Consider the following 25,658-nt stretch of genomic DNA (forward strand, 5'->3'; position numbering starts at 1 on the left):
GGGCCGGTTTGCCCGAGGTCGGGGCCGGGTACCGGCGCCGACACCGGCGCGCGGCGCAGGCGCCGGCCGCACGACAGGAGACCGCTATGACGACGACCGACCCCGAGACCACGACCGCCGACGCGCCGGTGTCGCCGCTGCCCGACATCCGCCAGTTGCGCTGGCGGACCTGGCGGGGTGTGCTGGTCCGCAGCGGGCGCAACTATCTGCGGGACAACTGCACCGACTGGGCCGCCGCGCTCACCTACTACGGAGTGCTGGCGCTCTTCCCGTCCGCCGTCGTGGTGGTCGCCCTGGTCGGGCTGGTCTCCGACGGCGAACGCACCGTCGACACGGTGCTGGACCTGGCTCGGGACGTCGGTGCCGGCTCGGTGGTGGCGAACGAGAGCTTCGTCGGGGTGACCCGGAGGGTGGTGGACCAGAACAGCTCGGCCGGGGTCCTGCTCAGCTTCGGTCTGCTCGGCGCCCTCTGGTCGGCCTCGAATTTCATCGCCTCGTTCACCCGCGCGTCGAACGCGATCTACGGCGTGACGGAGGGGCGGCCGGTGTGGCGGCTGCGCCCGATCCAGATCGGCCTCGCGGCGCTGTCGCTGGTGTTGCTCGCCACGGTGGCGGCCGGCCTGATCGTCAGCGGCCCGGTCGCCGACGCGGTCGGCAACCTCGTTGGAGCAGGTGACGCGGCGCGTACGGCCTGGGCCGTGGCCAAGTGGCCGGCCCTGGCGTTGATCGCGATGCTGTTGCTGTCCCTGCTGTTCTGGGCCGCGCCGAACGTCCGCCAGCCGCGGTTCCGGTGGCTCACCCCCGGCGGGGCGGTCGCCCTGGCCGCCTGGACGCTCGGCTCCTTCGGTTTCGGCCTGTACGTGGCGAACTTCGGCTCGTACGACGCCACCTACGGCAGCCTGGGCGCCGTCATCGCCTTCCTGGTCTGGCTCTACCTGTCCAATTCCGCACTGATGCTCGGCGTGCAGATCAACGCCGAACTTCAGCGTGGCCGGCTGCTCCAGTCGGGTGCGGCCGACGCCGAGGAACCGGTGCTGAAGCCGCGTTCACCGGCCGGTTCGTGACGGCTTGCCGGGTTTACCGCCCGCCGGCTCGGGTAGCGCAGAAGGCATGGATCGCGGCAACAGCAAGCACGCACCGAGGGTCGACGAGCAGATGAGCCAGGAGGTCAGCGGTCTCGTGCAGGGGCCGGGGACCGGCGGCTCACGGGTCGACGAGTTCCGGGTGCCGGAACCCGCCGGTGAGGACCAGCCGGAGCCCACCACCGCTCCGGCCGGCGACCTGCGCAGCGGCAACCCACAGGGAATGACCTCGGAGGATGTCGAGGCACGCAGCCGGCTCGGGCGGTTCATCACGATGACCGCGCTGCCCGGTGACCGGGCCACGTTGCTCGCCAACGCGCGGGACAACGAGGCGCCGGACGACGTGCTCGCCGAGTTGGAGCGCCTGCCGGAGGGCACCCGCTACCAGACGGTGTCCGAGGTGTGGGCCGCGCTCGGCCACAAGAACGAGACGACGCGCTGGTGAGGCGGGCCGTCCGGGTCCGCCGGCGCAGAAAGGAATGCTGATGAGTGGCGTTACCGAACATGTCGACGTGGCCGTCCCGGTGCGGACGGCGTACGACCAGTGGACGCAGTTCGAGGAGTTCCCCCAATTCATGGAGGGCGTGGAGGAGGTTCGCCAGCTCTCCGACAAGATGACCCACTGGACGGTCGAGATCGCCGGCGTCAAGCGCGAGTTCGACGCCGAGATCACCGAGCAGTTGCCGGACGAACGGATCGCCTGGCGCTCGACCGGCGGCACCACGCACGCCGGAGTGGTGACCTTCCACCGGTTGGACGAGAACAGCAGCCGGGTGAGCCTCCAGTTGGAGTTCGACCCGCACGGCGTCGTCGAGCAGGCCGGCGACAAGCTCGGCGTGGTCGATCGCCGGGCCAAGGGTGACCTGCAACGCTTCAAGCAGTTCATCGAGCGCCGTGGCCAGGAGACCGGTGCCTGGCGCGGCACGATCGAACGTCCCGTCCCCTGATCCCCACCCGATGCACAGCAGGCCGCCGCCGAACTGTCGGCGGCCTCCACACATCCTCACCGCCGGCCTCCACGCCCCAGCGGTTTGGGGCATGGGGGTGGGGGTACGGCGATGGTATGAGCGACAACAGGGTGTGGCGTAACGAGGAGCAGCTTCCGCTGGAGGAGTTGGAACGGGCCGTCGCCCGGTCCACGCTCGACGGGCAGGCCGACGACGTGACCGGCAACGACGCCGGCGAGGAGGCCGCCTTCGGGCACGGCCCGGAGGCGGCCGACCGTGGCGGCGAGGTGCGGGGCGCCGGTCGTGAGCCCACCGACCGGGATCGGGCGTACCGCCCCTCCACCACCGGCCGCACCGGCCCCGACACGCTCTGACGTTCGGGCGGGGCGTGGTGCAGTACCCGAATGGGTGTTGTTGTGGACAGGTCGGCCAGAATCGGCCGTTCGGCTGACGGCAACGGCGGCATCGCGCGCAAGACTTTCGGAATGCATCAGGGCTCCGGCTTCCTCACCACGCGTCAGCGTCGCCTGGCCTGGCTCGGCTTCCTTCTCGCCGCCGTCCAGGCCCCTGTCTCCGCCAAGCTGGTCGGGGACAGTTCCTGGCTGTTCAGCCTCTGCGTCGCCCTGATGGTGGCCACCGTGATCATCGCCGACGACGCTGCTCGCCGTCGCCCCGCCGACGCCCGCTCCTCGGACTGATCCCCGGTCCGGGCGCGCTGTCCGGTCCGTGCCGGCTCGATCCTGCCGGTCAGCCGCCGTCGACCGGTGGAGGACCCCTGACCGGCCGAGCGGCCGAGGTCACGGCCGGTGGTCGTTGGCTAGATTTGCTCCCCATGCGCGTGCCGTCGTCCAACCGGGTCTCCGCCCGCACCGCCGTCGACTCGGCGCGGTCCACCCTGGTGACGCTCACCAACGCGGTGGGCCTCGACGGACTCGCCGCCGCCACCCGCCTGCCCGGTCTACGCGCCGCGATCGACCAGCACGCCGCGGCCGTACGGGACAGTCTGCACGGCCACCGGCGGCCCCTGAGCGCCGCGGCCCTCGCCGGCTACGCCGAGGGAATCCGGTCCGTCGCGCAGGAACACGGCTGGCAGCCGCCCGCCGGCCCGGTGGAGGAGTGGTCGGAGGCGGACTGGGTGCTGGTGCGCCTGCTCGCGGTCTGCGCGCTGGCCGCCGGTCTGGACGCACCCGCGCCGCAGCCGCCCCCATTGTGATGGCAGGGAACGGGCGCCCGCCGGTGGCGGACACCCGTCCCGCGTCGCGCGCGCCCGGCCACGCCGTCACTGGCGACGGGGCTGGTCGCCCATGTTCCCGGACTGGTGGGTGCTGCGCCCACCGGCCATCGCCTGGCTGGGTTCGGCGCCGGCCCGGTCGGCCATCTGCCGTTGCATGTCGCCCCGGCCGGCTGCGGCGCCCTGCTGCTGTTCCCGGACCGCACGCGACTCGTCGGCGATCCGGTTGAGCCAACCTTCCCAGCGGTGCTGCATCGGTCGGACCAGACCGCCACCGACACCGACGATCAGGATGCCGGCCACTGTGGCGAGGACCGCGACCAGCACCGGTGTGGTCACGGTGGTGGCGATACCCACCTGGTTCAGCGCGGCGATCACACCCAGCGCGATGACGAAGACCGCCGCCAGGTCGGCCAGGATCTTGCCGTACGACAGGCCGCCCAGTGCCCCGCTGACGATGTCCCGTACCGCGTTGGCGATCGCGAAGGCGATCACCACGATGACGATCGCCACGAAGGCTCGCGGCAGCCAGGCCACCACGCCCGCGATCAGGTTGCTGATGGCGTTGGGTCCCCAGACTCCGAACGCGAACTGCAGCGTGAACAGCAGCACCGCGTAGTACGCCAGCCTCGCCAGGATGTCGCTGGCGTCGTACCTGGTCCGTTCCAGGGCCCGCTTGATGCCGCCCCGTTCGACCGCCCGGTCGAACCCCACCCGTTCCAGGGCCGCGTCGACGATCTTGAGCACAGCTCTGGCGATGAGCCACCCGATCACCAGGATCGCGATGAACGCGATGGCCCTGGGCACGAACAGCAGCACCGACCGCCACATGTCGGCCACGGCGGTACCGATGTTGACCTGCCTGGCCGCAAGGGTTTCCGGCATGATGTCCCTCCTGTCGCATGGTCTGCCCCGCGCGCTTACCCCAACGCCGGGACGGCACGCCGCGTCGATCGCCTACTTTTTCTCGACAGGACCCAACAGAACGGCCCTGAACTGGCTTTTTGTCCCTATCTCGACGGCTTCGACCATGATCGGAATCGTTGGCTGAACGGGTCGGGTTAGGCTGCGGTCATGCCAGGAACGGTCGGGCGAGTCCCCACGCCAGCAGGCCCCGTCCCGGGCCCACGGGCGTCGGGTGACACGCTCGTCGACCCGCGCCCGTGGGCCGGCACGGTGCTCGGCCCGCCCGAGTCCTGGGACGCCGCCGTCCGGGCGGCGGTCGAGATCGTGCTCGCCTCGCCCGCGCCGATGGCGCTGCACCTCGGCGAGGACCTGCTGCTGCTCTACAACGACGCGTACGCCGAGCTGATCGGGGACAAACATCCGCAGGCGGTCGGGCGGCCGGCCGCCGAGGTCTTCGCGGAGGTCTGGCGCAGCCCCGGCGTCGGCGACGTCGTCGAGCACACCTACCACACGGGCGAGCCCTTCCTGGATCGCGCGGTCTCCCTCCCGCTGCGGCGGGACATCGGCGAATTCGATCAGGCGCTTTACATCCGGGCCTGTTCCGCTGTCCGGGACAGCCGGGGCCGGATCGCCGGCGTGCTGTCCGTCGTCGCCGAGACCGACCCCGCCACCCGGCAGTTGCAGGGGCTCAGCGACTTCGCCGCGGCGCTGTCCGGCACCCTCACCCTGGACGACGTGGCCCGGGTCGCGCTGCGCTACGCGATCACCTCGTTCGACGCCGACCGGGTCTCTCTCGCCGTCGACGACGCCGGCAGCGGCGGCTGGCGGATGGTTCGACGGGTCCGGGGCGAGTTGGTGGACGAGGCCGACGAGCGGCTTCCACCGTTGTGGCGGCGCGGCGCGGCGGACTGGCCGGCCCCGGCGGTGGCCAGCGCCCGCAGCGGGCGGGCCACCTTCATCGAGGACGGCCAGCCCCTACGGGACATCGCCGTCGACCGGCACGACCAGAAGGTCCGGGCCCTCGCGGCGGTGCCGCTGCGGGCGTCCGTGGTCCGGGGCGGCCTGACCGTCGGCTACCGCACCGCGCACACCTGGTCGGCGCCGGAGCGCGCGCTGCTGGCGGCGTCGGCCGAGCTGATCGGGCAGGCCACCGAGCGAGCCCGCCGCTTCGAGACCCAGCACGGCACCGCACAGCTGTTGCAGCGCAGCATGCTGCCGGAGAATCTGCCGGTCCTGCCTCGGCTGCGGGTCGCGGCGCGCTACGAGCCCGGCGTGGACGGCAACGCCGCGGGCGGGGACTTCTACGACGCCTTCGTACTGCCCACCGGCGAGCTGGGCGTGGTGCTCGGGGACGTCGCCGGGCACGACGTGCAGGCCGCCGCCCGGATGGGTCAGGTCCGCGCCGCGCTGCGGGCCCTGGCGCTCAACGACCCCCGCCCCGACCAGGTTCTCGCCGGGCTGGACCGCCTGGTCGCCAGCCTGGGTGCCGAGGCCGGCACGCACGAGCTCTTCGTCACCGTGGTGTTCGGCGTCATCGATGTCGACCGGCAACAGCTCACCCTGGCCAGCGCCGGTCATCCGGGGCCGCTGCTGCGCCGCTGTACGCCGTCCGGCCGGCCGAGCGCCGAATACCTCGACGTGGCACCCGGCGCACCGCTCGGGATCGGTTACCGTCCCCGGACGCGTACCGTCGCGTTCCGACCTGGCGACACGCTGCTGCTGTTCAGCGACGGTGTGGTGGAGCGGCGGCGGCAGGGCCTGGCGCAGGGGCTGGCCCGCCTGGCGGAGGCGGTGGCGACGGCGCACAGCGGCGACCCCCGGGCGTTGTGCGCCACGGCCACGGCCGCGGTACCGGGCGCGACCGAGGACGACGTGGCCCTGCTGGCCGTGGAGTACGCGCTGCGGCCGAGCCGGTCGGCGCGGATGGAGGTGCCGGCCGAGCCGACCGCGCCGAGCCGGGTCCGGCACTGGATGACCGCCCAGCTCACCCGATGGGAGGTGGCCGAGTCGGTGATCGGCGCGGCGGTGCTGTGCACCAGCGAGCTGACCACGAACGCCCTGTTGCACGCCGGCACGGCGGCCCGCGTGGAGATCGATCTCAGTCCCGAGCGCCTGCTCGTCTCGGTGGCCGACTCCGGTTCCCGGGGCACCGTCACCCGGACCCACACCGACACGCTGAGCAGCCGCGGTCGCGGCCTGGGCCTGATCGAGGAGCTGAGCGACGCCTGGGGCACCGACCCCACCGTGCGCGGCTCGACGGTCTGGTTCGAGATCCTGCTCCCACCACGCTGAGCGACGGCGGCCCGGATACTTCCGGAAGGTCTTCACAACCTGGCAATCGACCCGTACCTTGACGGGAACGTGGGAGCGCTTCCACGTAACTTCTTCGATGTGCCCGAGGAGCAGAGCATGAGAACCCGAAGCACGTTCGCCGTGGTCGGCGCGGTGGTGACGGCCCTCACCGTCGCCGCCACGGTCGGCGTGGGCGCGCTGCGGCCGACTCCCGCCGCGGCTGCCGATTCCGCCTTCTACGTCGATCCGGACACCGCCGCCGCCCGGTGGGTCGCGGCCAACCCGAACGACTCGCGCGCCGCCGTCATCCGGGACCGGATCGCCAGCGTCCCGCAGGCACGGTGGTACACCACCACCAACACCTCGACCGTGCGCGGAGAGGTCAACTCCTTCGTCGGCGCCGCGGCCGCCGCCGGCAAGATTCCGATCCTCGTGGTCTACAACATCCCCAACCGCGACTGCAGCAACCACAGCGCGGGCGGCGCGCCGAACCACACGGCCTACCGCCAGTGGGTGGACCAGGTCGCCGCGGGCCTCGGGGGGCGACCGGCCACCATCATCCTGGAGCCCGACGTGCTCCCGATCATGACCAGCTGCATGGACGCCGGTCAGCAGGCCGAGGTGCGGGCCTCGATGGCGTACGCCGGTAAGGCGCTCAAGCGCGGCTCGTCGGCGGCGAAGGTCTACTACGACATCGGCCACGGCGGATGGCTCGCCGCCGGTGAGGCTGCCGCTCGGCTGAACGCCGCCGACATCGCCAACAGCGCCGACGGCATCTCGGTGAACGTGTCGAACTACCGGCGCACCGCCGACGAGGTCTCGTACGCCAAGCAGATCATCGCGGCGACCGGCATCTCCCGCCTGAAGGCGATCATCGACACCAGCCGCAACGGCAACGGTCCGGCCGGCGCCGAGTGGTGCGACCCGCCGGGGCGGGCCATCGGCACGCCGAGCACCACCGCGACGGGTGACTCCGCCATCGACGCGTTCCTCTGGGTCAAGCTGCCCGGCGAGGCGGACGGCTGCATCGCGGCCGCAGGCCAGTTCGTGCCGCAGCGGGCGTACGACCTGGCCATCGCGGCCGGTCCGGTGCCGACCACCGCTCCGCCGACGACCGCCCCGCCCACCACGGCACCCCCGACGACCGCCCCGCCGACCACCGCTCCCCCGACGACCGCTCCCCCGACGACCGCTCCGCCGACCGGGGACTGCACGGTGACCTGGACCCCGAACGCGTGGACCGGCGGCTTCACCGCCGAGATCTCGGTGACCAACCGCGGCGCGGCGCTCAACAACTGGACGCTCGCCTTCACGGTCGCCTCCGGGGTGCGGCTCACCAATGGTTGGAACGGTGACTGGAGCCAGTCCGGCGACCGGATCCAGGTCCGCAACGTCGCCTGGAACGGCAACGTCCCCAACGGCGGCACCATCAGCACCGGCTTCCAGGGCACCTACTCCGGCAGCACCCTGCCGCGCCCGACCAACTTCACCCTCAACGGCACCCCCTGCGCCTGACCCCACCCACAGAGATCTTGGTACGCGGACGCCGTCCCGTACCAAGATCTCTGTGCGGGGTTATCGAGGGTGGAGGCGGGAATTGGGAGGGGGTAAGGACTTCCGGGTTGAGGGGGGAGTATGCGGGGGGAGTCGGATTTTTCGGGGTGGCGGCCGGGGGTGACGGGTGCGGGACGCCTCCCGTCGGGGCCGGGTGGGCCCGTGGCGACACCGGCTGCTGACGGTCACGGACCGCCGACCGGGCCGCCGACCGTGACGATCGGGTCGTACCCGGACTACCCGTCGGCCCAGCGCGTGGTGGACCACCTGGCCGACAACCGTTTCCCGGTGGAGCGCACCGCCATCGTCGGCACCGATCTGACGCTGGTGGAGACCGTGTTGGGCCGGATGACGACCGGCCGCGCGACGCTGATCGGCGCCGGCACGGGTGCCTGGTTCGGATTGTTCATCGGACTGCTCTTCGGCATCTTCACCATCGGGAACTGGGTCGCGGTGGTCCTGGTCGGCCTGGTCATCGGCGCGATCTGGGGCGCCGTGTTCGGCGCCGTGGCGCACGCGATGGCGGGCGGACGGCGGGACTTCACCTCCGCCAGTTCACTGCGCGCCAGTCGCTACGCGGTCATCGTCGAGGCGGACTTCGCCGAGCAGGCCCGCCAGTTGCTGGGCCGCCTGGGCGGTCGATCGCCTCAGGCGGCAGGCTGAGCAGAGCCGCACGCGGCACGCTGAGCGGAGCCCCAGGCGGCAGGCAGAGTCGCACGCGGCGGGCTGAGCAGAGCCGCAACGGGCTTGGTCCCCGGCGGGCCGGCCCGGGCTGACCGGCGGTCAGTCGGTGGCGAGGCGGGCGTGCAGGTGCTCGTCGTAGCGCCGCCCGTCGCCGTATCGGAACGACTGCCGCAGAGTGCCCTCGACCAGGTAGCCGGTTCGCTGCGCGACCCGGCAGGAGGCCGCGTTGAGCACGGCGTGGCACAGCTCGATCCGGTACAGCCCGAGTTCGGCGAACGCCCACGCGGTGAGCCGGGCGACCGCCGCCGAGGCGAGCCCGCGCCCCCGGGCGGCGGGCAACGTCCAGTAGCCGATCGAGGCGTCGCCGTCCTGTATCCGGTTCAGCGAGACCGAGCCCGACAGCGTTTCCGGCGCGGCCGGGTCGACCACGGCCAGTGACACATGGCTGCCCGACCAGTCGGCCCGGCGCCGTACCCAGCGCCGGGCCGCCTCCAGATCGTTCACGTCGCCCTGCGGATTCCACTGCATGATCGCCGGATCGCGGAGCGCCTCGAGTACGGCAGCGGCGTCCGCGTCCCGCCAGGGACGCAGGAGCAGGCCGGGACCGGTGAGTTCCACGGCGGCACAGTCTGGCACACCCCGTCGGGCGGGCTGTCAGGAGACGGCGAAGATGCCGGCCACGCCAAGCAGGACCATCACCAGTACGGCCAACAGCGCCCCCCGCTCGCTCTCCACCGCCTGCTCGCGGTGCTCCGTGACGGAGTTCGTCGTTTCGCCGGACATGGCGTGGCCTCCTCGCTGCTCGGGTATGGGGTCGGCGCGCGCGTGTCGCGCAGGTCGCCGATCCTCTGAGTTACCCGTCTGGCCGAGCGGAAACCTCGCCGAGCCGCTGATTCGGCAAGCCCGGCGACCGCATCTCTTCGCCGGGCGATCCGGTGTTCGTCCGGGCCGCTACCGGCCGGTCGGCTGGCTGACGATTCCGGCGGCCGCCCGCTGCGGGCCCGGTGTCCGGGGGGCTGGTGCGGGCTGCAGCTCGCCCAGGACGGTCAGCCCGCCCGGGTACGCGAAGGAGGAGCGCGGGGCGTAGTAGCCCCAGGTGATCGTGAGGGGGTTTTCCGGACGCAGCGCGTAGATGGGGTGTTCGGGTGCCAGGAACTCCACCGACTCGATCTCGAACGGACTGACCGGTTCGGCGACGACCGGATAGATGCTGCTGACCAGTTGGCCGCGCAGTGCGGTGAGGTACCGGTGGTGACCGTTGTGCACGGTGTGTCCCGTCTCACCCACCCGCGCCTGGGTCCGGATCATCGGCACGCCGTCGATGTCGGTTTGGGTGACCAATCGGTCGCGACGGGCGGCGATCGTGGTGTGGCCGGTCAGGGCGGGGGCGCCGCGGGCGAGGGCGTAGTCGCGGACCCGCTCGCTGGAGGTCACGTAGTGGGTCCACCAGCCACCCGGGGTCACCCCGTCGGGGGCGTCCGCGTCCACCAGGGTCACCCCGAGGTAGGTCAGCGAGTACGAGCCGAAGCCACTGGTCTGGCTCTCGTCGTCCACGACGTACTGGTTCATGAAGACCTGCAGGTCGGGATGGGGTCGCAGCCCGGCCGGGACCAGCGCCGCCACCGCCGCCGGATCCGCCGGCAGCCAGCTGAAATACAACGTACGGCAGTTCACGACGAGGTGGGGAACGGCAGGGTCGAGCACAGCGCCTCCGACTAGGGGTCCACCGGGGACGCTACGGCCACCTCCGGATACCGGACAACGACGGAAAGACGACAGTGCGCTGGCCGGCCCCACCCAGCTCAGCCGGCCGGCGGTACGCCCGACACCGTCCGGCCGAGACGGCACCTTCGGGTGGACGAGCCGCTCCCCTACGAACGGCAGGGCAATCGGTCCACAAGGCCCGCAGCAGACAACCCCTTTGGGAGATGTCTCGCGTCCGTGTTTGCGGCTTTTTACGCCGAAAATCACTTAAGCACATCGTCCGTTCGGCTAGATTTCCCAGAGACGATCGGGCTATGGTGACACCCGAACGACCATAGCCACCAATCCAAAGCGTCACGTCTCTATCCGCGGACGAGGTGCAGGGAGGACCACCATGACCGCGCAAACGATCAGCGAGCCGGCGACCACCTCGACGACCTCGGCGCCGAAGCTCGACCCGCGGGCGCTCACCGACAGCGCCACCGAACTGCTGAACGCGATGGCCGCACTGCCGGCCGGGCATCCCTCCCGCGCCACGCTGCGCGACCGGGCGATCGAGGCCTGGCTGCCACTGGCCAACCACCTCGCCCACCGCTACAGCGGGCGTGGTGAGCCCACCGACGACCTCGCCCAGACCGCGGCCGTCGGCCTCATCAAGGCCATCGACAAGTTCGACCCCTCCCGTGGGGTCGACTTCGCCGGCTACGCCATCCCCACCATCATCGGTGAGCTGAAGCGGCACTTCCGGGACCGCACCTGGGACATCCGGGTCCCCCGACGTCTGCAGGAGCTGCGGCTGGCCATCTCCGACGCCAACAGCTCGCTGCTGCAGACCCTGGGCCGCTCGCCGACGGTGGCCGACATCGCCGCCCACCTCAACCTCACCGAGGAAGAGGTGCTGGAGGGCCTGGAGGGTGCCCGCGCCTACAACGCGGTGTCGCTGTCCACGCCGACCGGCGACGGCGACCGGGCGACCGAACTCGGCGACATGCTCGGCGGCGAGGACGGCGAGTTCGAGCTGGCCGAGCTGCGGGTGGCGCTGGGCCCGGCGCTGGCCACGCTGGACGAGCGCGAGCAGAGAATCCTGACGCTGCGGTTCTACGGCAACCTGACGCAGTCGCAGATCGCCGAGCAGATCGGCGTGTCGCAGATGCACGTGTCCCGGCTGCTGGCTCGGGCACTGACAAAGCTGCGGGGGCAGCTCGACGGCACTTACTAACAGGGGGTGCCGACGGGGGCCGGGGTCCTGGCAGGACCCCGGCCCCCGTCGTCGGTGGGCTCAGCCGGCGACCGGCTCCCGCCACATCGGCCAGAACGGCGTACCGTCGGGCAACCGGAACGGCTCGGACACCTGGTACCCGTGCCGGGCGTACAGGTCCCGACCGGTCTCGCTGCTCGCCTCCAGATAGCCCGGTACGCCGTTGGCGTCCAGCCAGGCGTGGTGGTGGCGGAGCAACGCGCTGCCAACGCCCTGCCCCTGACGGTCCGGCCGGACGGCCAGCAGGGCCAGGTGATGGTGGTCCTGGTGCGGATGGTTGGCGTCGAACAACTCGTCCAGGTGCGCGAAGCGCGGCGTCCACTCCCCGCAGGCGGCGGCCAGCCGGGCGTCGTACTCCTCTGGAGGCGGCAGCGGGTCACCCATCGACGGCATCCAGACCGCCACTCCGGCACGGTCCTCGGTGCCGAACACCAGGCCGTGCCGCATCGCGTGCTCGACGATGATCTCGAACTGGGCGGTCAGCACCGATTCCCGCTTGGCCTCGTCCGGCACCAGCCACCGGGTCGCGTCCAGCACCAGGAACGCCTCGGCGATCCGCGCGGCCACCCACCGGGTGTCCGCCAGGTCGAGTCGACCGATGGTCGGCTCCGTCATCACCGTACCTCCGTGGTGAGCGGCGCCGGCTCGGTGAGCGACGCCGGAGGTACCACGGCTGCGGCGCTCTCCGCGCCCAGACCGATCCGGGCGTACGTGTCGGGGCGACTGCTGCGCAGCACCAGACCCCAGAGCACGCCGAGCAGCGCCACGACCGGGAACGCCGCCGGGAACGCCCAGCGCAACGGGGAGTCGGGCTCCACCCCGAGCAGGTCGGCGAAGTTCTGCACGGCCAGCACGATGATCGCGATCAGCGCGATGGCGGCGATCCCCGGTGCGATCAGCCGCCGCCACAGCGTCTCCTGCTCTCCGCTGCGGGCGAAGTACGCGATGATGGAGATCGCGGTGGTCGCGATGAGCAGCAGCACCCCGAAGCCACCGCTGGTACCCAGCCAGAAGAACAGCTGCAGGACCGGGTCCCAGCCGTTGACCGCGTACAGCACGATCACCAGCAGGCCGAGCGCGCTCTGCGCCAGCGAGGCGGCCCGGGGAGCACCGGAGGTCGGCGAGGTCCGCCCGAACACCGCCGGCAGGACCCGCTCCCGGCCCAACGCGAAGGCGTACCGCGCCGTGGTGTTGTGGAACGCGATCATGGCGGCCAGCACCGAGGTCAGGAAGAGCACCTGCCCGATGGCGAGCACGGTGTCGCCGAGGTGCGCCCCGGCCAGGTTGAAGATCAGATCGACGCTCTGGGTGCCGGCCTCCTCGGCGATCCGGTCCGGGCCGACGGCCACCGTCATGCTCCACGAGGAGAGCGCGTAGACCACCCCGATGATCGCCACGGAGAGATAGGTCGCCATCGGCACCGTCCGCTTGGGATCCTTGCTCTCCTCGCTGAACACCACCGAGGCCTCGAAGCCGACGAAACCGAGGATCGCCAGCACCAGCACCGCGCCGACTCCGGGGACGAAGAAGTTCTCCGGCGAGAACGCCGCGAAGCTGACGCTGCCACCGGCCGGGTTGCCCAGCTGCCCGAGGTCGAACACCAGGATGATGGCGATCTCCGCGCAGAGCAGCGCCGCCAGCACCATGCCGTTGATGTCCACCCGGAGCAGACCGAGCACCGCCACCAGCGCCCAGGCCGCCAGCGCCACGATCCACCACAGTGGCTCGATCCCGAACAGCCGGTTCAGCACCGGCGTGGCGGCAGCGCCGATCGTGCCGTAGAGCCCGACCTGGAGTCCGTTGTACGCGACCAGCGCGGCCCACGCCGTGCCCACCCCGGCCGGACGTCCCAGACCACGGCTCACGTACGAGTAGAAGGCTCCGGCGTTGGCCATCCGGCGGGCCATCGCCACGTAACCGGTGGCGAAGAGCGTCAGCACCGCCGCGACCACCACGAAGGCCAGCGGGATGCCGAGCACCCCGACGACCCCGTAGCCGGTGGTGACCACGCCGGCCACCACGGTCAGCGGCGTTGCCGCGGAGAGAACGAAGAAGATCACCGAGGGCACACCGAGCCGGCCACGGGCCAGCGCCTCGGAAACGTTGCTCGGTCTGTCGGTTGTCGCGGTCGAGGACATGGACTGCTCCGGTTCGTCAGAGGAGGGGGTACCGGGTCAGAGGGCGCCGCGCAGCACTGCCGCGCCGACGGCGGCCTCGGTGTGCGCCACGAGTTCCTTCAGCGGAGCCGGCAACGCCGGGACGATCAGGTTGAGCCGGTGGTGGGCCCGGGGACCGGCGCTCCACAGCACCTCGCGGGTCAACCCGGCGGCGGCGACCAGACCGAGCAGCAGGGCGTCGGGCACGCTGGGCGGCTCGTTCCGTTCGAGCACCGCGCGCAGGCGGGTGGCCGGCCAGGCGGCGACGTTGAGGTCGGTCGGCAGGTAGTTGACGGTGGTCCGCAGCAGCCGCCGGCTCTCCTGGCGGCGCAGCACGCCGGCTCGGGCCAGCCGCTCCCCGACCGAGGTCACCGCGGTCTGGGCGAGGAAGCTGAGCCAGGTCCGCACCGCCTGGTGCTGGGCTTCACCGATCAACTGGTCCAGCACGGTGTGCGCCAGCGCATCGGCCGGCGGACGACGATCGATCACGGTGACCTGCGCCGACGTCACGGTGATGTGTCCATAGAGGATCAGCTCACCGAGGAGGCCGGCGGCCAGACCGAGCCCGGTCGCGGCTGGGTGCAACTTCGCCTTGCCCCGGATGTCGTTGTGCGCGATCAGGAAGAACTCGTCGGCGATGAGCAAAAGTCCTCCCCGGTCGCCGTTCATTGATCGCTATAGCCCGGGAAAGGATGCACCCACCGCTACTGCAATGCAACTCCCGTTTTCGGCGGTTGCACTCCGTGCTGACGCGACCTGCGCTTATTCCCGTGACAGACTCGGAGGGTGACCGCAAGCCCCACCGTCCGCCGCCGCCGAATCGCCCGGGAACTACGTCAGTTGCGCGAACGCGCCGGGATGACCCTCGACGTGGCCGCCCGACAACTGGACATGTCCAAGAGCAACCTGTCCCGCATCGAGAACGCCCAGATCGGCATCAAGCCTCGCGACGTACGCGCCGCGCTGGCGCTGTACCAGGTCACCGGCAACGACGCCGAGGCGCTCATCGAGATCGCCCGCAGCGCGCAGCAACGTGGCTGGTGGCAGCACTACAGCGACGTGCTGCCGGACTGGTTCGAGTTCTACGTCGGACTGGAGGCCGAGGCGGCCACGCTGCGCACGTACGAGGCCGAGGCGGTGCCGGGCCTGTTGCAGACCGAGGCGTACGCCCGGGAGGTCTACCGCCTGACCGCGGGCGAGGACGGCCTGGACCGCAAGGTGGCCGCCCGGCTGCGCCGGCAGGACGTGCTGTACGGCGAGAATCCGGTCGAGTTGTCGGTGGTGCTGAACGAGGCGGTGTTGTTACGCTCCGTCAGCAAAGGGGCGGTCATGGCGGGGCAACTGTCCCATCTGGAGACCGTTGCCCAGCTACCGAACGTCACGATCCAGGTACTTCCGTTCAGCGCTGGCGGGCATCCCGCGATGAGTTCACCGTACGTCCTCCTCACCTTCGCCGACGCCGCCGACGCCGCCGTGGTTTACCTGGAAAATCTCACGACAGGCCTGGCACTGGAGGAAGCCGCGCAGGTGCGCTCGTATAGCCTTGTGCATGAGCGGCTGCGCCGTCTGGCGCTCGATCCGGCGGCGTCCCTGATCCGCCTGAAGGAAGCCACTCGCTACTTTACGTGACCGCTGCGGAGCGGTCACTTTCGGTTACGACGAAGGGATCGCGATGACCGCGCTCGACCTTTCCGTGGCGAAGTGGCGCACCAGCACGCGCAGCGTGGGCAACGGCAACTGCGTCGAGGTCGCCACCGCCGATGGCGGGGTCGCGGTCCGGGACAGCAAGGACCGCCACGGTCCGGTCCTGGCCTTCCCGCTGCCCGCCTGGCGCGCATTCGTCGCCGACCTGCCCACCCGCTGACCCGCCCCGCAGGCTGGCGGAATCGCCGACGCGTGCGCGGCGGGTAGACAGCTCGGGTGACGACTGAGGCGCCGGTCGTGGGCGGGGCCGGGCCGGCGCAAGGCGGTGGGACACTGGGCCGTGCTCTCCGACGTGCCCCTCGACCTGCCCGTCCGGCCGGTGTTGCCGGCGATGGTGGCGGCGCTGCGTTCCGGCGGCGCCGCCGTTCTGGTCGCGCCGCCAGGCACCGGCAAGACCACCCTCGCCCCGCTCGCCGTGGCCGACGCGGTCGACGGCCGGGTGATCGTCGCCCAGCCCCGCCGGGTGGCTGCCCGCGCCGCGGCCCGGCGGATGGCGGCCCTGCTCGGCGAACGGGTCGGCGATCGAGTCGGGTACGCGGTACGCGGCGAGCGCCGCTGCGGCCCGCGCACTCGGGTCGAGGTGGTCACCACCGGCCTGCTGGTCCGCCGGCTGCACCACGATTCCGAGTTGGCCGGCGTCGGCGCGGTGCTGCTCGACGAGGTTCACGAGCGGCAACTCGACGCCGACCTCGCGCTCGCCTTCACGGTGGAGTCCCGGGCCGCGCTGCGGCCGGACCTCTGGCTGCTGGCGATGTCCGCCACCCCGGAGGCCGACCGGTTCGCCGCTCTGCTCGGCGGCACGGCACCCGCACCGGTGGTCCGCGCCTCGGCGGCCCTGCATCCGGTGACGCGGATCTGGGCGCCGCCGCCCCGACCGGTGCCGCCACCCGGCGCGGGTCCGGTGGACCGGGCCCTGCTCGACCACGTCGCGGCCACCGTCCGGCTCGCGCTGCGCGAACGCACCGGAGACCTGCTGGTCTTCCTGCCCGGGGTCGGCGAGATCACCGCGGTCGCCGGTCGCCTGGCCGACCTGCGTGACAGCGTCGACGTGCTGCGGTTGCACGGCCGTCAGGACAGCGGCGAGCAGGATGCCGCCCTGCGTCCCGGGCGACAGCGACGGGTGGTGCTGACCACGGCGGTGGCGGAGAGCAGCCTGACCGTGCCGGGCGTGCGGACGGTGGTGGACGCCGGCCTGTCCCGGGTGGCCCGGCTGGATCTGGCCCGAGGGCTGGGCGCCCTGGTCACCGTGCCGGTGTCCCGAGCGGGCGCCACCCAGCGGGCTGGGCGGGCCGGGCGCCAGGCCCCCGGCCACGTCTACCGCTGCTGGTCGGAGGCCACGCACGAGCGGCTGCCGGCCCAGCCGGAGCCGGAGATCGCCACCGCCGACCTGACCGGTTTCGCCCTGGAGCTGGCAGCCTGGGGCGCACCCGACGGCACCGGTCTCGCCCTGCCCGACCCGCCTCCGGCGGCCGCGATGACGGTGGCCCGGCAGACGTTGAGCACCCTGGGTGCGCTCGACCCGGACGGTCGGATCACCGCGCGGGGCAGGGCGATCGTCGCCGCCGGGGCGCACCCCCGGCTGGCCCGCGCGCTGCTCGACGGGGCGCAACGGGTGGGCGCCGACCGCGCCGCCGAGGTGGTGGCACTGCTCGCCGAGGAGAGCGTTGCCCGGCCCGGCGACGACATCGTCGCGGCGTGGCGTCGGCTGCGTACCGGCACCGACCCGGCCGCCACCGCACGTTGGCGCACCGAGGTACGCCGGCTACGCGCCGCCCTGCCGGTCGCCGGCAACGGCCGGTTGTACCCGGGCAACCTGCCCTCGGGCGACATCGCCGGGCGGTCCGCGCCGGACGGATCCGACCGTGCCGGTCGGCTCCCGGCCGACGGGTCACCGCTGCCCGACGACCTGGCCGCCGGGCTGCTGGTCGGGTTGGCGTACCCGGAACGGCTGGCCCGGGCGCGGCGGCCGGGCGGCGGCGCGTACCTGATGAGCGGCGGGACCGCGGCGGAGCTGGCGCCGGGGTCGGCGCTGGCCGGTGCCGACTGGCTCGCCGTGGCCGTGGCGGACCGCTCCCCCGGCGCGCCGGCCGCCCGGATCCGGCTCGCCGCCGTGCTGGACGAGGCGACCGCCCGCGAGGCCGGCGCGCCGTCGCTGCGGACCGACCGGGAGGTCGGCTGGTCCGGTACGGACGTGGTGGCCCGGGAGGTGATCCGGCTGGGCGCGATCGAGCTGGTCGAACGTCCGCTGCAGCGGCCCGCCCCGGAAGCGGTCACCGCAGCCCTGCTGACCGGCCTGCGCGACGTCGGCCTCGACCTGCTGACCTGGACTCCGGCCGCGCGGACGCTGCGCGAACGGCTGGCGTTCTGCCGGCGGGCGCTCGGCGACGACTGGCCGGACGTCTCCGACGAGGCGCTGCTGGCCGGTGCCGCCGACTGGCTCGGCCCGGAGCTGGCCACCGCCCGCCGGCGCGCGGACCTGGCCCGGATCGACGTGGCCGGCGCGTTGCGCCGGTTGGTGCCCTGGTCCCTGGCGGGGCGGCTGGACGAGCTGGCCCCGGAACGGCTCACCGTGCCCAGCGGCTCCCGGATCCGGGTGGACTACACCGATCCGGCCGCACCGGTGCTCGCGGTCCGGCTCCAGGAGACCTTCGGCTGGGCGGACGCGCCGCGGATCGCCGACGGTCGCACGCCCGTACTGCTGCACCTGCTCTCCCCGGCGGGGCGGCCGGTGGCGGTCACCGCCGACCTGGCATCCTTCTGGCGCACCGGCTACCGGCAGGTCCGGGCCGAACTGCGCGGCCGCTACCCGCGCCACCCCTGGCCGGAGGACCCGACCACGGCACCGCCGACCCGATCGGGCGGGCGGCGGCGCTGACCATGGCGCTACGCGACACGAGGCCGGAGGATCGGCCCCCCATCCTTGACAGCCTCGCCGGGCTGCGCCCGTTCAATCCGCAGGCGACGGACGGACCCGAGCCGGACGACCAGCCCCCGCTGCTGAGGCAGTTGTCGAGGAAGAAGCGTCGGTGACCAGCCGACGGACGCTTGCGGTAGACAGGCGCAGTAGCTGACCGCGCCCGGTCAATCCTCGCCGGTCGGGCTGGGGCGGTTCTCGGCGATCCAAGCCCGGACGGCCTTGCCATCCCAGACGCGGCCCATCTTCAACGTGACGAGCGGATCAGGGAATCCCTTGCGGCCCACGATGATCGTGGCGCGCTGCTTGCTGATCCCGCCAAGCAGATCACGGATCTCATCCAGCCCGAGCAGCTCCACAATCTGACGCTATGGCCCGGAGGCGTTGCCCGAAGGGCAACGGGGTGAGACAACGCCAACAGGGGTTGCCTCTGTACAACTCTCGTGATGCGATGGGCACATGACGCGATTCGTCTCATACGGGGAGTATCTGGCTGACGCTGCTCTGACTCTCGCGCGAAGGCACCGACCGACGTGGAACCACATCCTCAAACGGGTGACCTGCCGCTGCGGTAGGGATCTGCCGTGCCGGGCTCGGCACCGGGTGCCGATCAACCGGGGCCACTGGCCGGGGGAGGCGTCATGACGGCGCACGGGCCGGTAATGCCGATCTGGACGTGTGCCGGGTGTGGATCATCTTGGCCCTGCCGCACCCGCCGCCGGGAGCTGCTGATCGAGTACGAAGGCGCTCCGATCTCCCTGTCGATCTACATGGCCTCGCATCTGGTGGCCGCGACGCAGGACATGGGCTGGGCTCCCGCCCGCGATCTCCACCGCAGATTCCTCGGGTGGCTGCCGTGACCGAGCGCCCTGAGATGCCCTTCCTGGTCCAGGTGGCCTGGTTCATTCTTGACGACCACCGCGTCAAGCGGTGCCCCCGCTGCCACCTGGACGGCTGGTGCCCCCGCGTCGCGGTATCGCGTGCCCAGGTTCTGGCCTGGCAACAGGTGCGGAACCTCCGGTGACCGCCCACCTGCCGAAGGCCGGTGACCTGCTCCGGGTGGGTCGGGAGGCCAGCGTGCAGTTCACCAAGCCGATCCTGTTCCGCGTGATCCGCGTGCTCGACCGGCCCACCTACCACGGGTGGATCTGGCTGGAGGGCTACCAGATCGACAACAAGGGAGACGCGGTGGACCGCCGATCCATCTTCGTCATGAAGGCCGGGCTGCGCATCGCCCCGGCACCCGCCGTGGGTAAACCGGGGCAACAGAGACGCTTGACATCGCCGCAAAGGCGCTAACCCATCGCGGGGGTACACACCCCGAGGTCATCCCCCAGCGGGTCTGTGCGGATCCTTGGGCGCGAACCTTGGCGGGGTGGCCTTCTTGGCGGGGGTCTTGCGGGTGGCCTTCGCGGCATCCGCGAGCCATGCCGGTGTTGACATGGCCGACGACGACAGCGCTGGCCTCCGTAGCCAGTTGATCGACTCCGTTTCGTCGGTACGGCGGTGTCCGATCGGCCGGGACACCGCCGTTACGGCGAAACGGCGATCGGCGGTGATCAAAGCGGTTGCTGTCGTAGCCGCGGTCCAGGTGTGCGGTGACTGGTCGGGCCAGTGATGCCGCAACTGGGTGCCGCATCAGGCGCGAAGAGGCAACGCGGGCGGAATCCAGGCGTGGTGGCCGCTGCGCCTGGGGTGGTGGACGGCACGGGTTGCGGCATCTCGGGGTGTTCGGGTGCGCAGGGTGGGCACGGGTTACGGGATGTCGGCCTATCCCGCCCTGCGGGTGGCACGGGTTGCGGGATGTTGGGGTTTCCGGGCCGGTTGAGGCCGCGAGTTGCGGTGTCCCGTGCGCAGGCCCACGAGTTGCGGCATCCTGTGGCAGGGCCGCGAGGTGTGCCGGGTGATGCTTAGCTCACGGCCCTCGCGGTCGTCGCTGATCCGGCGGTACTTGCCGCGCGTCGGTGAGTCATAGCGGGGGACCATAACCGGGGTGCCTACATGCAACGCGACGTCGCGACAGCGCTGAGCCTGCCTGCCGCCGGTGTGCCGCGCCTTACCTCCCTCGGAAACCCGCGCTAGCGGAGCGGACGGAAGCCGTTGCGAAGCTCTTCCGCGAAGACCTCCGGCCGCTCCCAGGCCGCGAAGTGCCCGCCTTTCTCCAGCCGGTGGTAGTAGATGAGGTTGGGGTACGCCCGCTCGGCCCAACTGTGCGGTGCCTGGTACAGCTCGTCGGGAAAGGCGCTCACGGCGGCCGGGATGGCGACCCCCTTGGTGGCGAAGAAGGAGAGCTTGTTCTCCGCGTAGAGACGTGCCGCGGAGACCGCCGTGTTGGTCAGCCAGTACAGCGTGATGTTGTCGAGAATGTCGTCGCGGGTGAGACCGGCCGGGTGCCCGGCGAAGGCCTGGCAGATCAGCTCCAGGCTGCGCGCGTCGTGGTCGAGCAGGAAAGCCGCCAGCCCTACCGGCGAATCCGCCAGTCCGGTCAGGGTCTGGGGCCGGGTCTGCATCATCAGGGCGTACGCGACGTGCTTCCACACGAAATCCAACTGTTCGGCCGCGTGCCTCTCCCCGTCGGAGAGATCGGCCGGGAGGGAGCCGAGGGCGTTGGTCGCGGCGGTGACGTCGGCTTGGAACAACCTGTCGATGTCCGGCGGGACCGCACCCGGCATGTTGGTGTGGATGCCGATCAGCTCCGGCGGCGCCTGGACGCCCATCTGGTCCGTGACGACCGCACCCCAGTCGCCGCCCTGCGCGACGAAGCGCGAGTATCCGAGGTGCTTCATCAGTTCCGTCCAGGCACGCGCGATGCGCTCCGGTCCCCAGCCGGGTGCGGTCGGCTTGCCGGAGAAGCCGTGGCCGGGCAGGGACGGGATGACCAGGTGGAAGGCGTCCGAGGCGGCACCGCCGTGGGCCGTGGGATCGGTGAGCGGTCCGATGATCTTGAGCTGCTCGATGATCGAGCCGGGCCAGCCGTGCGTGACGATGAGCGGCAGCGCGTCCTCGTGTTTCGACCGTACGTGGATGAAGTGGATGTCCAACCCGTCGATCTCGGTCAGGAACTGCGGCAGGGAGTTCAGTCGTGCCTCGACCTTGCGCCAGTCGTACTCCTTCTCCCAGTAGTGCGCAAGCGCCTGCATCGTCGCGAGCGGCACGCCCTGCGACTGATCGTCGACGGTCTCCTTCTCCGGCCACCGCGTGTTCGCGATGCGCTTGCGCAACGCGTCGAGCTCCGCCTCCGGAATCTCCACCGTGAACGGCCGATCCTGTCCGGTACGCACCGGCGCCTCGATCTTGACAGCCACGTCGTCCTCCCAGTCCCCGATGATCGGAGGGGATTCCCGGATGCTGCCGCCTCATGCCATCGTGGGCCGGCGCCCGAGTCTGCCTCGGCCACCTGACCGCTCAGCCTTCGTCGACCACGTCCGCGACGACGACGGTGATGTTGTCCGGGCCACCGGCGCGCAACGCCAGGTCGATCAACTTCCGCGTGCAGGCCTCCCGGTCGGGGTGATTGGCCAGCACCTCGGCCAGGGTGTCCGCGCGTACGACGTTGGACAGCCCGTCGCTGCACAGCAGCCAGCGGTCGCCGGCCCGGGGCACCATCGTCGCGTACGTCGGTTCGACCCGGTCACCCTGCAACGCCTGGGTGACCACGGCCCGGCGGGGATGGCTGCCGGCCTGGTCGGGGGTGATCAGGCCCTGGTCGACGAGCATCTGCACGAAGGTGTCGTCGCGGGTGATCTGCTTGAGCACGCCGTCGCGGAACAGGTACGCCCGGGAGTCGCCCACGTGGGCCAGCGCCAGGCAGCTGCCGGTACGCGCGAACAACAGCGCGGTCAACGTGGTGCCCATCCCCTGCCGCTGGGGGTCCTCGGTGACCGCCTGACGGATCCGGGTGGTGGCCAACTCGATGCCGCTCTGCAGGGCGGCGACCAACGCGTCCTCGGGTGTCTCCGCGTCCAGCCCAGCGATCGCCTCGATGGCGATGGCGCTGGCCAGGTCGCCCGCGGCCATGCCGCCCATGCCATCGGCGACGGCCACCAACCAGGTGCCGACGTGCACCGCGTCCTGATTACCGCTGCGGATCAGCCCACGGTCGCTCGTTCCGACGGAACGCAGCTTCAGGGTCATGGCACGCAGCCTGCCAGGCGAAGGGCGTCGTTGTCTCTAGGAGATCAGGGGGACCGGGCGTGGCGCGGCGAATCTCACTGCCCGTGAGCCCCCAAGAATCATCGGATGGGATCGATTGACAGGGTCGACGCGCCCTGGAAACATGCCCGATACCTGGGAGCGCTCCCAGGTATCCATCACCAGCACGCCCCCGTCCCGTTCGTCGGAAGGAACCCCCGTGACGCCATCCCGACGTCGTCTCACGGTGCTCGCCATGGCGACCACCGTGGCGCTGATCGGCCCGAGCGCCGGCACAGCCCACGCCGATCCCCCGGCCGACGCTCCTGAACAGATCACCAACGGCGACTTCAGCACCGGTGTGTCGCCCTGGTTCTCCTACGGCACCGGTCCGCTCGGCGTCACCGACGGCCAACTCTGCACCACCGTTCCCGGCGGGCTCGCCAACACCTGGGACGCCGGCATCGGCCAGGACGCCGTCGCGCTCGTCGGCGGCGCCGAGTACACCCTCGGCTTCGACGTCACCGCGACCCCCGGCGGCTCGGTCACCGCCGTGCTGCAACTCGGCAACGCCCCCTACACCGGCTACTACAGCGTCGTCGCCGCCGCCACTGCCACGCAGCAGCGGATCGAGCGGACCTTCGTGGCGCCCGACGACGACCCGCGCGCCCAGATCATCTTCCAGGTCGGCGGCAGCGCGCAGGAGCAGACCATCTGCCTGGACAACGTCTCGCTGCGCGGCGGCAACCCGCCTGAGCCGTACGAGCCGGACACCGGCCCGCGGGTGCGCGTCAACCAGGTCGGCTACCTGCCCGGCGGGCCGAAGAACGCCACCGTGGTCACCGAGGCGACCAAGGCGCTGCCCTGGCAGCTGCGGTCCGCCTCCGGCGCCGTGCTGGCCAACGGCAGCACCGCCCCGCGCGGGGTCGACCCGGCGTCGGCGCAGAATGTGCACACGGTCGACTTCTCGTCGTACCGCACCCCGGGGCGGGGCCTGACGCTGGCCGTGGACGGGGAGGTCAGCCACCCGTTCGACATCTCCGGCACGCTCTACGACCAGCTGCGTTCCGACGCGCTCCAGTTCTTTTACATCCAGCGCAGCGGCATCGCCATCGACGGTGACCTGGTCGGCGAGGAGTACGCCCGCCCGGCCGGCCACCTGGGCGTCGCCCCCAACAAGGGCGACACCGACGTGCCCTGCCAGCCCGGCGTCTGCGACTACCGGCTCGACGTACGCGGTGGCTGGTACGACGCGGGCGACCACGGCAAGTACGTGGTCAACGGCGGCATCGCCACCTACCAGCTGCTGAACGCCTTCGAGCGGACCAAGAACGCCGCCACCGCCGGCTTCGGCGCCGCCCTCGGCGACAGCAAGCTGCGGGTGCCCGAGCGCGACAACGGGGTGCCGGACATCCTCGACGAGGCCCGCTGGGAGCTTGAGTTCCTGCTGCGCATGCAGGTGCCCGCCGGCAAGCCGCTGGCCGGCATGGCCCACCACAAGATTCACGACCGGAACTGGACCGGTCTGCCGTTGCGGCCCGAGGACGACGACGAGCTGCGCGAACTGCACCCGCCGTCCACCGCCGCCACGCTGAACCTGGCCGCCGTCGCCGCCCAGTGCGCCCGGCTGTTCGCCCCGTACGACCCGGCGTTCGCGCAGCGCTGCGGCAGCGCGGCGAAGACCGCGTATGCGGCGGCCAAGGCCAACCCGACCCGGTACGCCGACCCGGCGGACGGCAACGGCGGCGGCGCGTACAGCGACAGCGACGTCACCGACGAGTTCTACTGGGCCGCCGCGGAGCTGTACCTGACCACCGGCGAGCGCGCCTACCTGACCGAACTGACCGCGTCGCCGCACCACACCGGTGACGTCTTCGACGTCCGTGGCTTCGGCTGGCAGAGCGTCGCCGCGCTGGGCCGCCTCGACCTGGCCACCGTGCCGAACGGGCTGCCCGCCGCCGACCTGGCCCGGGTCCGGGCGTCGGTCACCGCCGCCGCCGACGGCTACCTCGCCGAGATCCGCCGCCAGGCGTACGGGCTGCCGATGCCCGGTGACCCGGGCAGCTACTTCTGGGGCGGCAACAGCAACGTGATCAACAACGCCGTCGTGCTGGCCACCGCCTTCGACCTGACCGGATCGGCGAAGTACCGCGACGGCGCGGTGCAGACGATGGACTACATCCTCGGCCGCAACGCGCTGAACATCTCGTACGTGACCGGATGGGGCGAGCACGCGGCGGAGAACCAGCACAGCCGGATCTTCGGCCACCAGCTCGACCCGAGCATGCCGAAGCCGCCCGCCGGCTCGCTGGCCGGCGGCCCCAACGCCGCCCTCCAGGACCCGTTCGTGGAGCAGTTGCTCGCCGGCTGCGCGCCGATGTTCTGCTTCGTCGACGACATCGCCTCGTACTCCACCAACGAGGTGGCGATCAACTGGAACTCGGCGCTGGCCTGGATCGCCTCGTTCCTCGCCGACCAGGGCGACTCGCGGGCGGTGCCGGCACCGACCTGCGCGGTGAACTACACCAACTACGGCTCCTGGCACGGCGACACCGGCTTCACCGCCCAGGTGACCATCCGCAACACCGGCACCAGCACGATCAACGGCTGGAGTGCCCGGTTCGCGTTCACTGGTGACGCGAAGGTGCGCGAGGCGTGGATGGCGGACGTGACGCAGTCCGGCGCCACGGTCACCGCGAAGAACGAGTCGTACAACGCCCGGATCGCCCCCGGCGGCACGGTGATGTTCGGCTTCAACGCCACCACCGGCAGCGGCGCCAACCCCGGCCCGCACCTGATCACGGTCAACGGCGCCCCCTGCGCCGTCTCCTGATCCCCGGGTGGGGCGCCGTCGGCGACCGGCGCCCCACCCGGCCCCACCTCACCGACCGGCGGCAGTCGTCGCCAGGCGGCGCTCCTCATCGGGTGGGCTGCCGCCGCTGTCGAGCTGATAGCGGCGACGAATCGGCGCTGCGGGCCCGCGTACGGCCCAGCGAGCCACTGGCAACGGGCAACGGGCAACGGGCAACGGGCAACGGGCAACGGGCAACGGGCAACGGGCAACGGGCAACGGGCAACGGGCAACGGGCAACGGG

General features: G+C 71.7%; 26 protein-coding genes. 16 read left to right on the top strand and 10 right to left on the bottom strand.

The window, feature by feature from the left end:
- Positions 1 to 86: 86 nt before the first annotated feature.
- From Vqi01_RS16060 to Vqi01_RS16085, 6 genes are all read left to right on the top strand, one after another.
- Complete coding sequence (locus tag Vqi01_RS16060; RefSeq protein ID WP_204035601.1) at positions 87 to 1,064, top strand: YihY/virulence factor BrkB family protein; 978 nt, start codon at positions 87 to 89, stop codon at positions 1,062 to 1,064.
- Positions 1,065 to 1,110: 46 nt separating this feature from the next.
- Positions 1,111 to 1,527: a DUF2795 domain-containing protein gene (locus Vqi01_RS16065; protein WP_204035602.1), complete on the top strand. Its 417-nt coding sequence runs from the start codon at positions 1,111 to 1,113 to the stop codon at positions 1,525 to 1,527.
- 40 nt (positions 1,528 to 1,567) lie between these two features.
- Complete coding sequence (locus Vqi01_RS16070) at positions 1,568 to 2,029, top strand: SRPBCC family protein (RefSeq protein WP_204035603.1); 462 nt, start codon at positions 1,568 to 1,570, stop codon at positions 2,027 to 2,029.
- Positions 2,030 to 2,145: 116 nt separating this feature from the next.
- The gene (locus Vqi01_RS16075) at positions 2,146 to 2,403 is read left to right on the top strand and encodes a hypothetical protein (protein WP_204035604.1); all 258 of its coding nucleotides are present in this window, start codon (positions 2,146 to 2,148) and stop codon (positions 2,401 to 2,403) included.
- 111 nt (positions 2,404 to 2,514) lie between these two features.
- Positions 2,515 to 2,727: a hypothetical protein gene (locus Vqi01_RS16080; RefSeq protein WP_204035605.1), complete on the top strand. Its 213-nt coding sequence runs from the start codon at positions 2,515 to 2,517 to the stop codon at positions 2,725 to 2,727.
- Positions 2,728 to 2,861: 134 nt separating this feature from the next.
- Positions 2,862 to 3,242 carry a DUF6401 family natural product biosynthesis protein gene (locus Vqi01_RS16085; protein ID WP_204035606.1) on the top strand — a complete coding sequence of 127 codons (381 nt, stop codon included), beginning with the start codon at positions 2,862 to 2,864 and terminating at the stop codon, positions 3,240 to 3,242.
- A gap of 66 nt (positions 3,243 to 3,308) precedes the next feature.
- Here Vqi01_RS16085 and Vqi01_RS16090 read toward each other — a convergent pair whose 3' ends face one another.
- Entirely contained in the window at positions 3,309 to 4,145 is an 837-nt protein-coding gene (locus tag Vqi01_RS16090; protein ID WP_204035607.1) for a mechanosensitive ion channel family protein, read from the bottom strand.
- Positions 4,146 to 4,334: 189 nt separating this feature from the next.
- On the opposite strand from Vqi01_RS16090, the gene Vqi01_RS16095 reads away from it, so the two are divergent.
- From Vqi01_RS16095 to Vqi01_RS16105, 3 genes are all read left to right on the top strand, one after another.
- On the top strand, positions 4,335 to 6,458 hold the full coding sequence (locus tag Vqi01_RS16095; RefSeq protein ID WP_204035608.1) for an ATP-binding SpoIIE family protein phosphatase: 2,124 nt from the start codon (positions 4,335 to 4,337) through the stop codon (positions 6,456 to 6,458).
- A 117-nt stretch (positions 6,459 to 6,575) separates the two neighbouring features.
- The gene (locus tag Vqi01_RS16100) at positions 6,576 to 7,973 is read left to right on the top strand and encodes a glycoside hydrolase family 6 protein (RefSeq protein WP_204035609.1); all 1,398 of its coding nucleotides are present in this window, start codon (positions 6,576 to 6,578) and stop codon (positions 7,971 to 7,973) included.
- Between the two features lie 120 nt (positions 7,974 to 8,093).
- On the top strand, positions 8,094 to 8,675 hold the full coding sequence (locus tag Vqi01_RS16105) for a general stress protein (RefSeq protein WP_204035610.1): 582 nt from the start codon (positions 8,094 to 8,096) through the stop codon (positions 8,673 to 8,675).
- A gap of 120 nt (positions 8,676 to 8,795) precedes the next feature.
- Here the strand turns inward: Vqi01_RS16105 and Vqi01_RS16110 are convergent, their stop codons facing one another.
- The 3 genes from Vqi01_RS16110 to Vqi01_RS16115 all read right to left on the bottom strand — a co-directional run bounded on the left by Vqi01_RS16110 (position 8,796) and on the right by Vqi01_RS16115 (position 10,400).
- Positions 8,796 to 9,314: a GNAT family N-acetyltransferase gene (locus tag Vqi01_RS16110; protein ID WP_204035611.1), complete on the bottom strand. Its 519-nt coding sequence runs from the start codon at positions 9,312 to 9,314 to the stop codon at positions 8,796 to 8,798.
- Between the two features lie 36 nt (positions 9,315 to 9,350).
- On the bottom strand, positions 9,351 to 9,479 hold the full coding sequence (locus tag Vqi01_RS31320) for a hypothetical protein (protein WP_275408816.1): 129 nt from the start codon (positions 9,477 to 9,479) through the stop codon (positions 9,351 to 9,353).
- Positions 9,480 to 9,647: 168 nt separating this feature from the next.
- Positions 9,648 to 10,400 carry a hypothetical protein gene (locus tag Vqi01_RS16115; protein WP_239098428.1) on the bottom strand — a complete coding sequence of 251 codons (753 nt, stop codon included), beginning with the start codon at positions 10,398 to 10,400 and terminating at the stop codon, positions 9,648 to 9,650.
- Between the two features lie 394 nt (positions 10,401 to 10,794).
- Between Vqi01_RS16115 and Vqi01_RS16120 the strand changes: the two genes are divergently transcribed.
- On the top strand, positions 10,795 to 11,619 hold the full coding sequence (locus Vqi01_RS16120; RefSeq protein ID WP_204035612.1) for a SigB/SigF/SigG family RNA polymerase sigma factor: 825 nt from the start codon (positions 10,795 to 10,797) through the stop codon (positions 11,617 to 11,619).
- A gap of 60 nt (positions 11,620 to 11,679) precedes the next feature.
- Here Vqi01_RS16120 and Vqi01_RS16125 read toward each other — a convergent pair whose 3' ends face one another.
- The 3 genes from Vqi01_RS16125 to Vqi01_RS16135 are packed head-to-tail and all read right to left on the bottom strand — an operon-like array spanning position 11,680 to position 14,483.
- Positions 11,680 to 12,273, bottom strand: a complete 594-nt coding sequence (locus Vqi01_RS16125) for a GNAT family N-acetyltransferase (RefSeq protein ID WP_204035613.1) — start codon at positions 12,271 to 12,273, stop codon at positions 11,680 to 11,682.
- Positions 12,273 to 13,796 carry an APC family permease gene (locus Vqi01_RS16130; RefSeq protein WP_204035614.1) on the bottom strand — a complete coding sequence of 508 codons (1,524 nt, stop codon included), beginning with the start codon at positions 13,794 to 13,796 and terminating at the stop codon, positions 12,273 to 12,275. Before Vqi01_RS16130 ends, Vqi01_RS16125 begins: the two co-directional genes overlap by 1 nt.
- A 36-nt stretch (positions 13,797 to 13,832) precedes the next feature.
- A complete protein-coding gene (locus tag Vqi01_RS16135) occupies positions 13,833 to 14,483 on the bottom strand; it encodes a GOLPH3/VPS74 family protein (protein WP_204035615.1) in 651 nt (216 codons plus the stop codon).
- Positions 14,484 to 14,600: 117 nt separating this feature from the next.
- Here Vqi01_RS16135 and Vqi01_RS16140 point away from each other — a divergent pair, with 117 nt between their 5' ends.
- From Vqi01_RS16140 to hrpB, 3 genes are all read left to right on the top strand, one after another.
- On the top strand, positions 14,601 to 15,443 hold the full coding sequence (locus tag Vqi01_RS16140; RefSeq protein ID WP_204035616.1) for a helix-turn-helix domain-containing protein: 843 nt from the start codon (positions 14,601 to 14,603) through the stop codon (positions 15,441 to 15,443).
- A 43-nt stretch (positions 15,444 to 15,486) separates the two neighbouring features.
- Positions 15,487 to 15,678 (top strand): DUF397 domain-containing protein, encoded by a 192-nt coding sequence (locus Vqi01_RS16145; protein WP_204035617.1) that lies wholly within the window; start codon positions 15,487 to 15,489, stop codon positions 15,676 to 15,678.
- A 120-nt stretch (positions 15,679 to 15,798) separates the two neighbouring features.
- Positions 15,799 to 18,393, top strand: coding sequence for an ATP-dependent helicase HrpB (gene hrpB, locus Vqi01_RS16150; protein ID WP_204035631.1), 2,595 nt, complete (start codon positions 15,799 to 15,801; stop codon positions 18,391 to 18,393).
- A gap of 206 nt (positions 18,394 to 18,599) precedes the next feature.
- On the opposite strand, the gene Vqi01_RS16155 is transcribed toward hrpB, so the two are convergent.
- Entirely contained in the window at positions 18,600 to 18,791 is a 192-nt protein-coding gene (locus tag Vqi01_RS16155) for a hypothetical protein (protein ID WP_204035618.1), read from the bottom strand.
- Between the two features lie 497 nt (positions 18,792 to 19,288).
- Here Vqi01_RS16155 and Vqi01_RS16160 point away from each other — a divergent pair, with 497 nt between their 5' ends.
- Together Vqi01_RS16160 and Vqi01_RS16165 are read left to right on the top strand one after the other, a co-directional pair.
- Positions 19,289 to 19,456 carry a hypothetical protein gene (locus tag Vqi01_RS16160; RefSeq protein ID WP_204035619.1) on the top strand — a complete coding sequence of 56 codons (168 nt, stop codon included), beginning with the start codon at positions 19,289 to 19,291 and terminating at the stop codon, positions 19,454 to 19,456.
- A complete protein-coding gene (locus Vqi01_RS16165) occupies positions 19,453 to 19,731 on the top strand; it encodes a hypothetical protein (RefSeq protein WP_204035620.1) in 279 nt (92 codons plus the stop codon). Before Vqi01_RS16160 ends, Vqi01_RS16165 begins: the two co-directional genes overlap by 4 nt.
- 779 nt (positions 19,732 to 20,510) lie before the next feature.
- Here Vqi01_RS16165 and Vqi01_RS16170 read toward each other — a convergent pair.
- Both Vqi01_RS16170 and Vqi01_RS16175 read right to left on the bottom strand, forming a co-directional pair.
- Complete coding sequence (locus tag Vqi01_RS16170; protein ID WP_204035621.1) at positions 20,511 to 21,737, bottom strand: epoxide hydrolase family protein; 1,227 nt, start codon at positions 21,735 to 21,737, stop codon at positions 20,511 to 20,513.
- Positions 21,738 to 21,837: 100 nt separating this feature from the next.
- Positions 21,838 to 22,566 carry a PP2C family protein-serine/threonine phosphatase gene (locus Vqi01_RS16175; RefSeq protein ID WP_204035622.1) on the bottom strand — a complete coding sequence of 243 codons (729 nt, stop codon included), beginning with the start codon at positions 22,564 to 22,566 and terminating at the stop codon, positions 21,838 to 21,840.
- A 217-nt stretch (positions 22,567 to 22,783) separates the two neighbouring features.
- Here Vqi01_RS16175 and Vqi01_RS16180 point away from each other — a divergent pair, with 217 nt between their 5' ends.
- Positions 22,784 to 25,396 (top strand): glycoside hydrolase family 9 protein, encoded by a 2,613-nt coding sequence (locus tag Vqi01_RS16180; protein WP_204035623.1) that lies wholly within the window; start codon positions 22,784 to 22,786, stop codon positions 25,394 to 25,396.
- The last annotated feature ends 262 nt before the right edge of the window (positions 25,397 to 25,658 follow it).

The sequence above is a fragment of the Micromonospora qiuiae genome (assembly GCF_016863555.1).
GTDB classification, from domain to species: domain Bacteria; phylum Actinomycetota; class Actinomycetes; order Mycobacteriales; family Micromonosporaceae; genus Micromonospora; species Micromonospora qiuiae.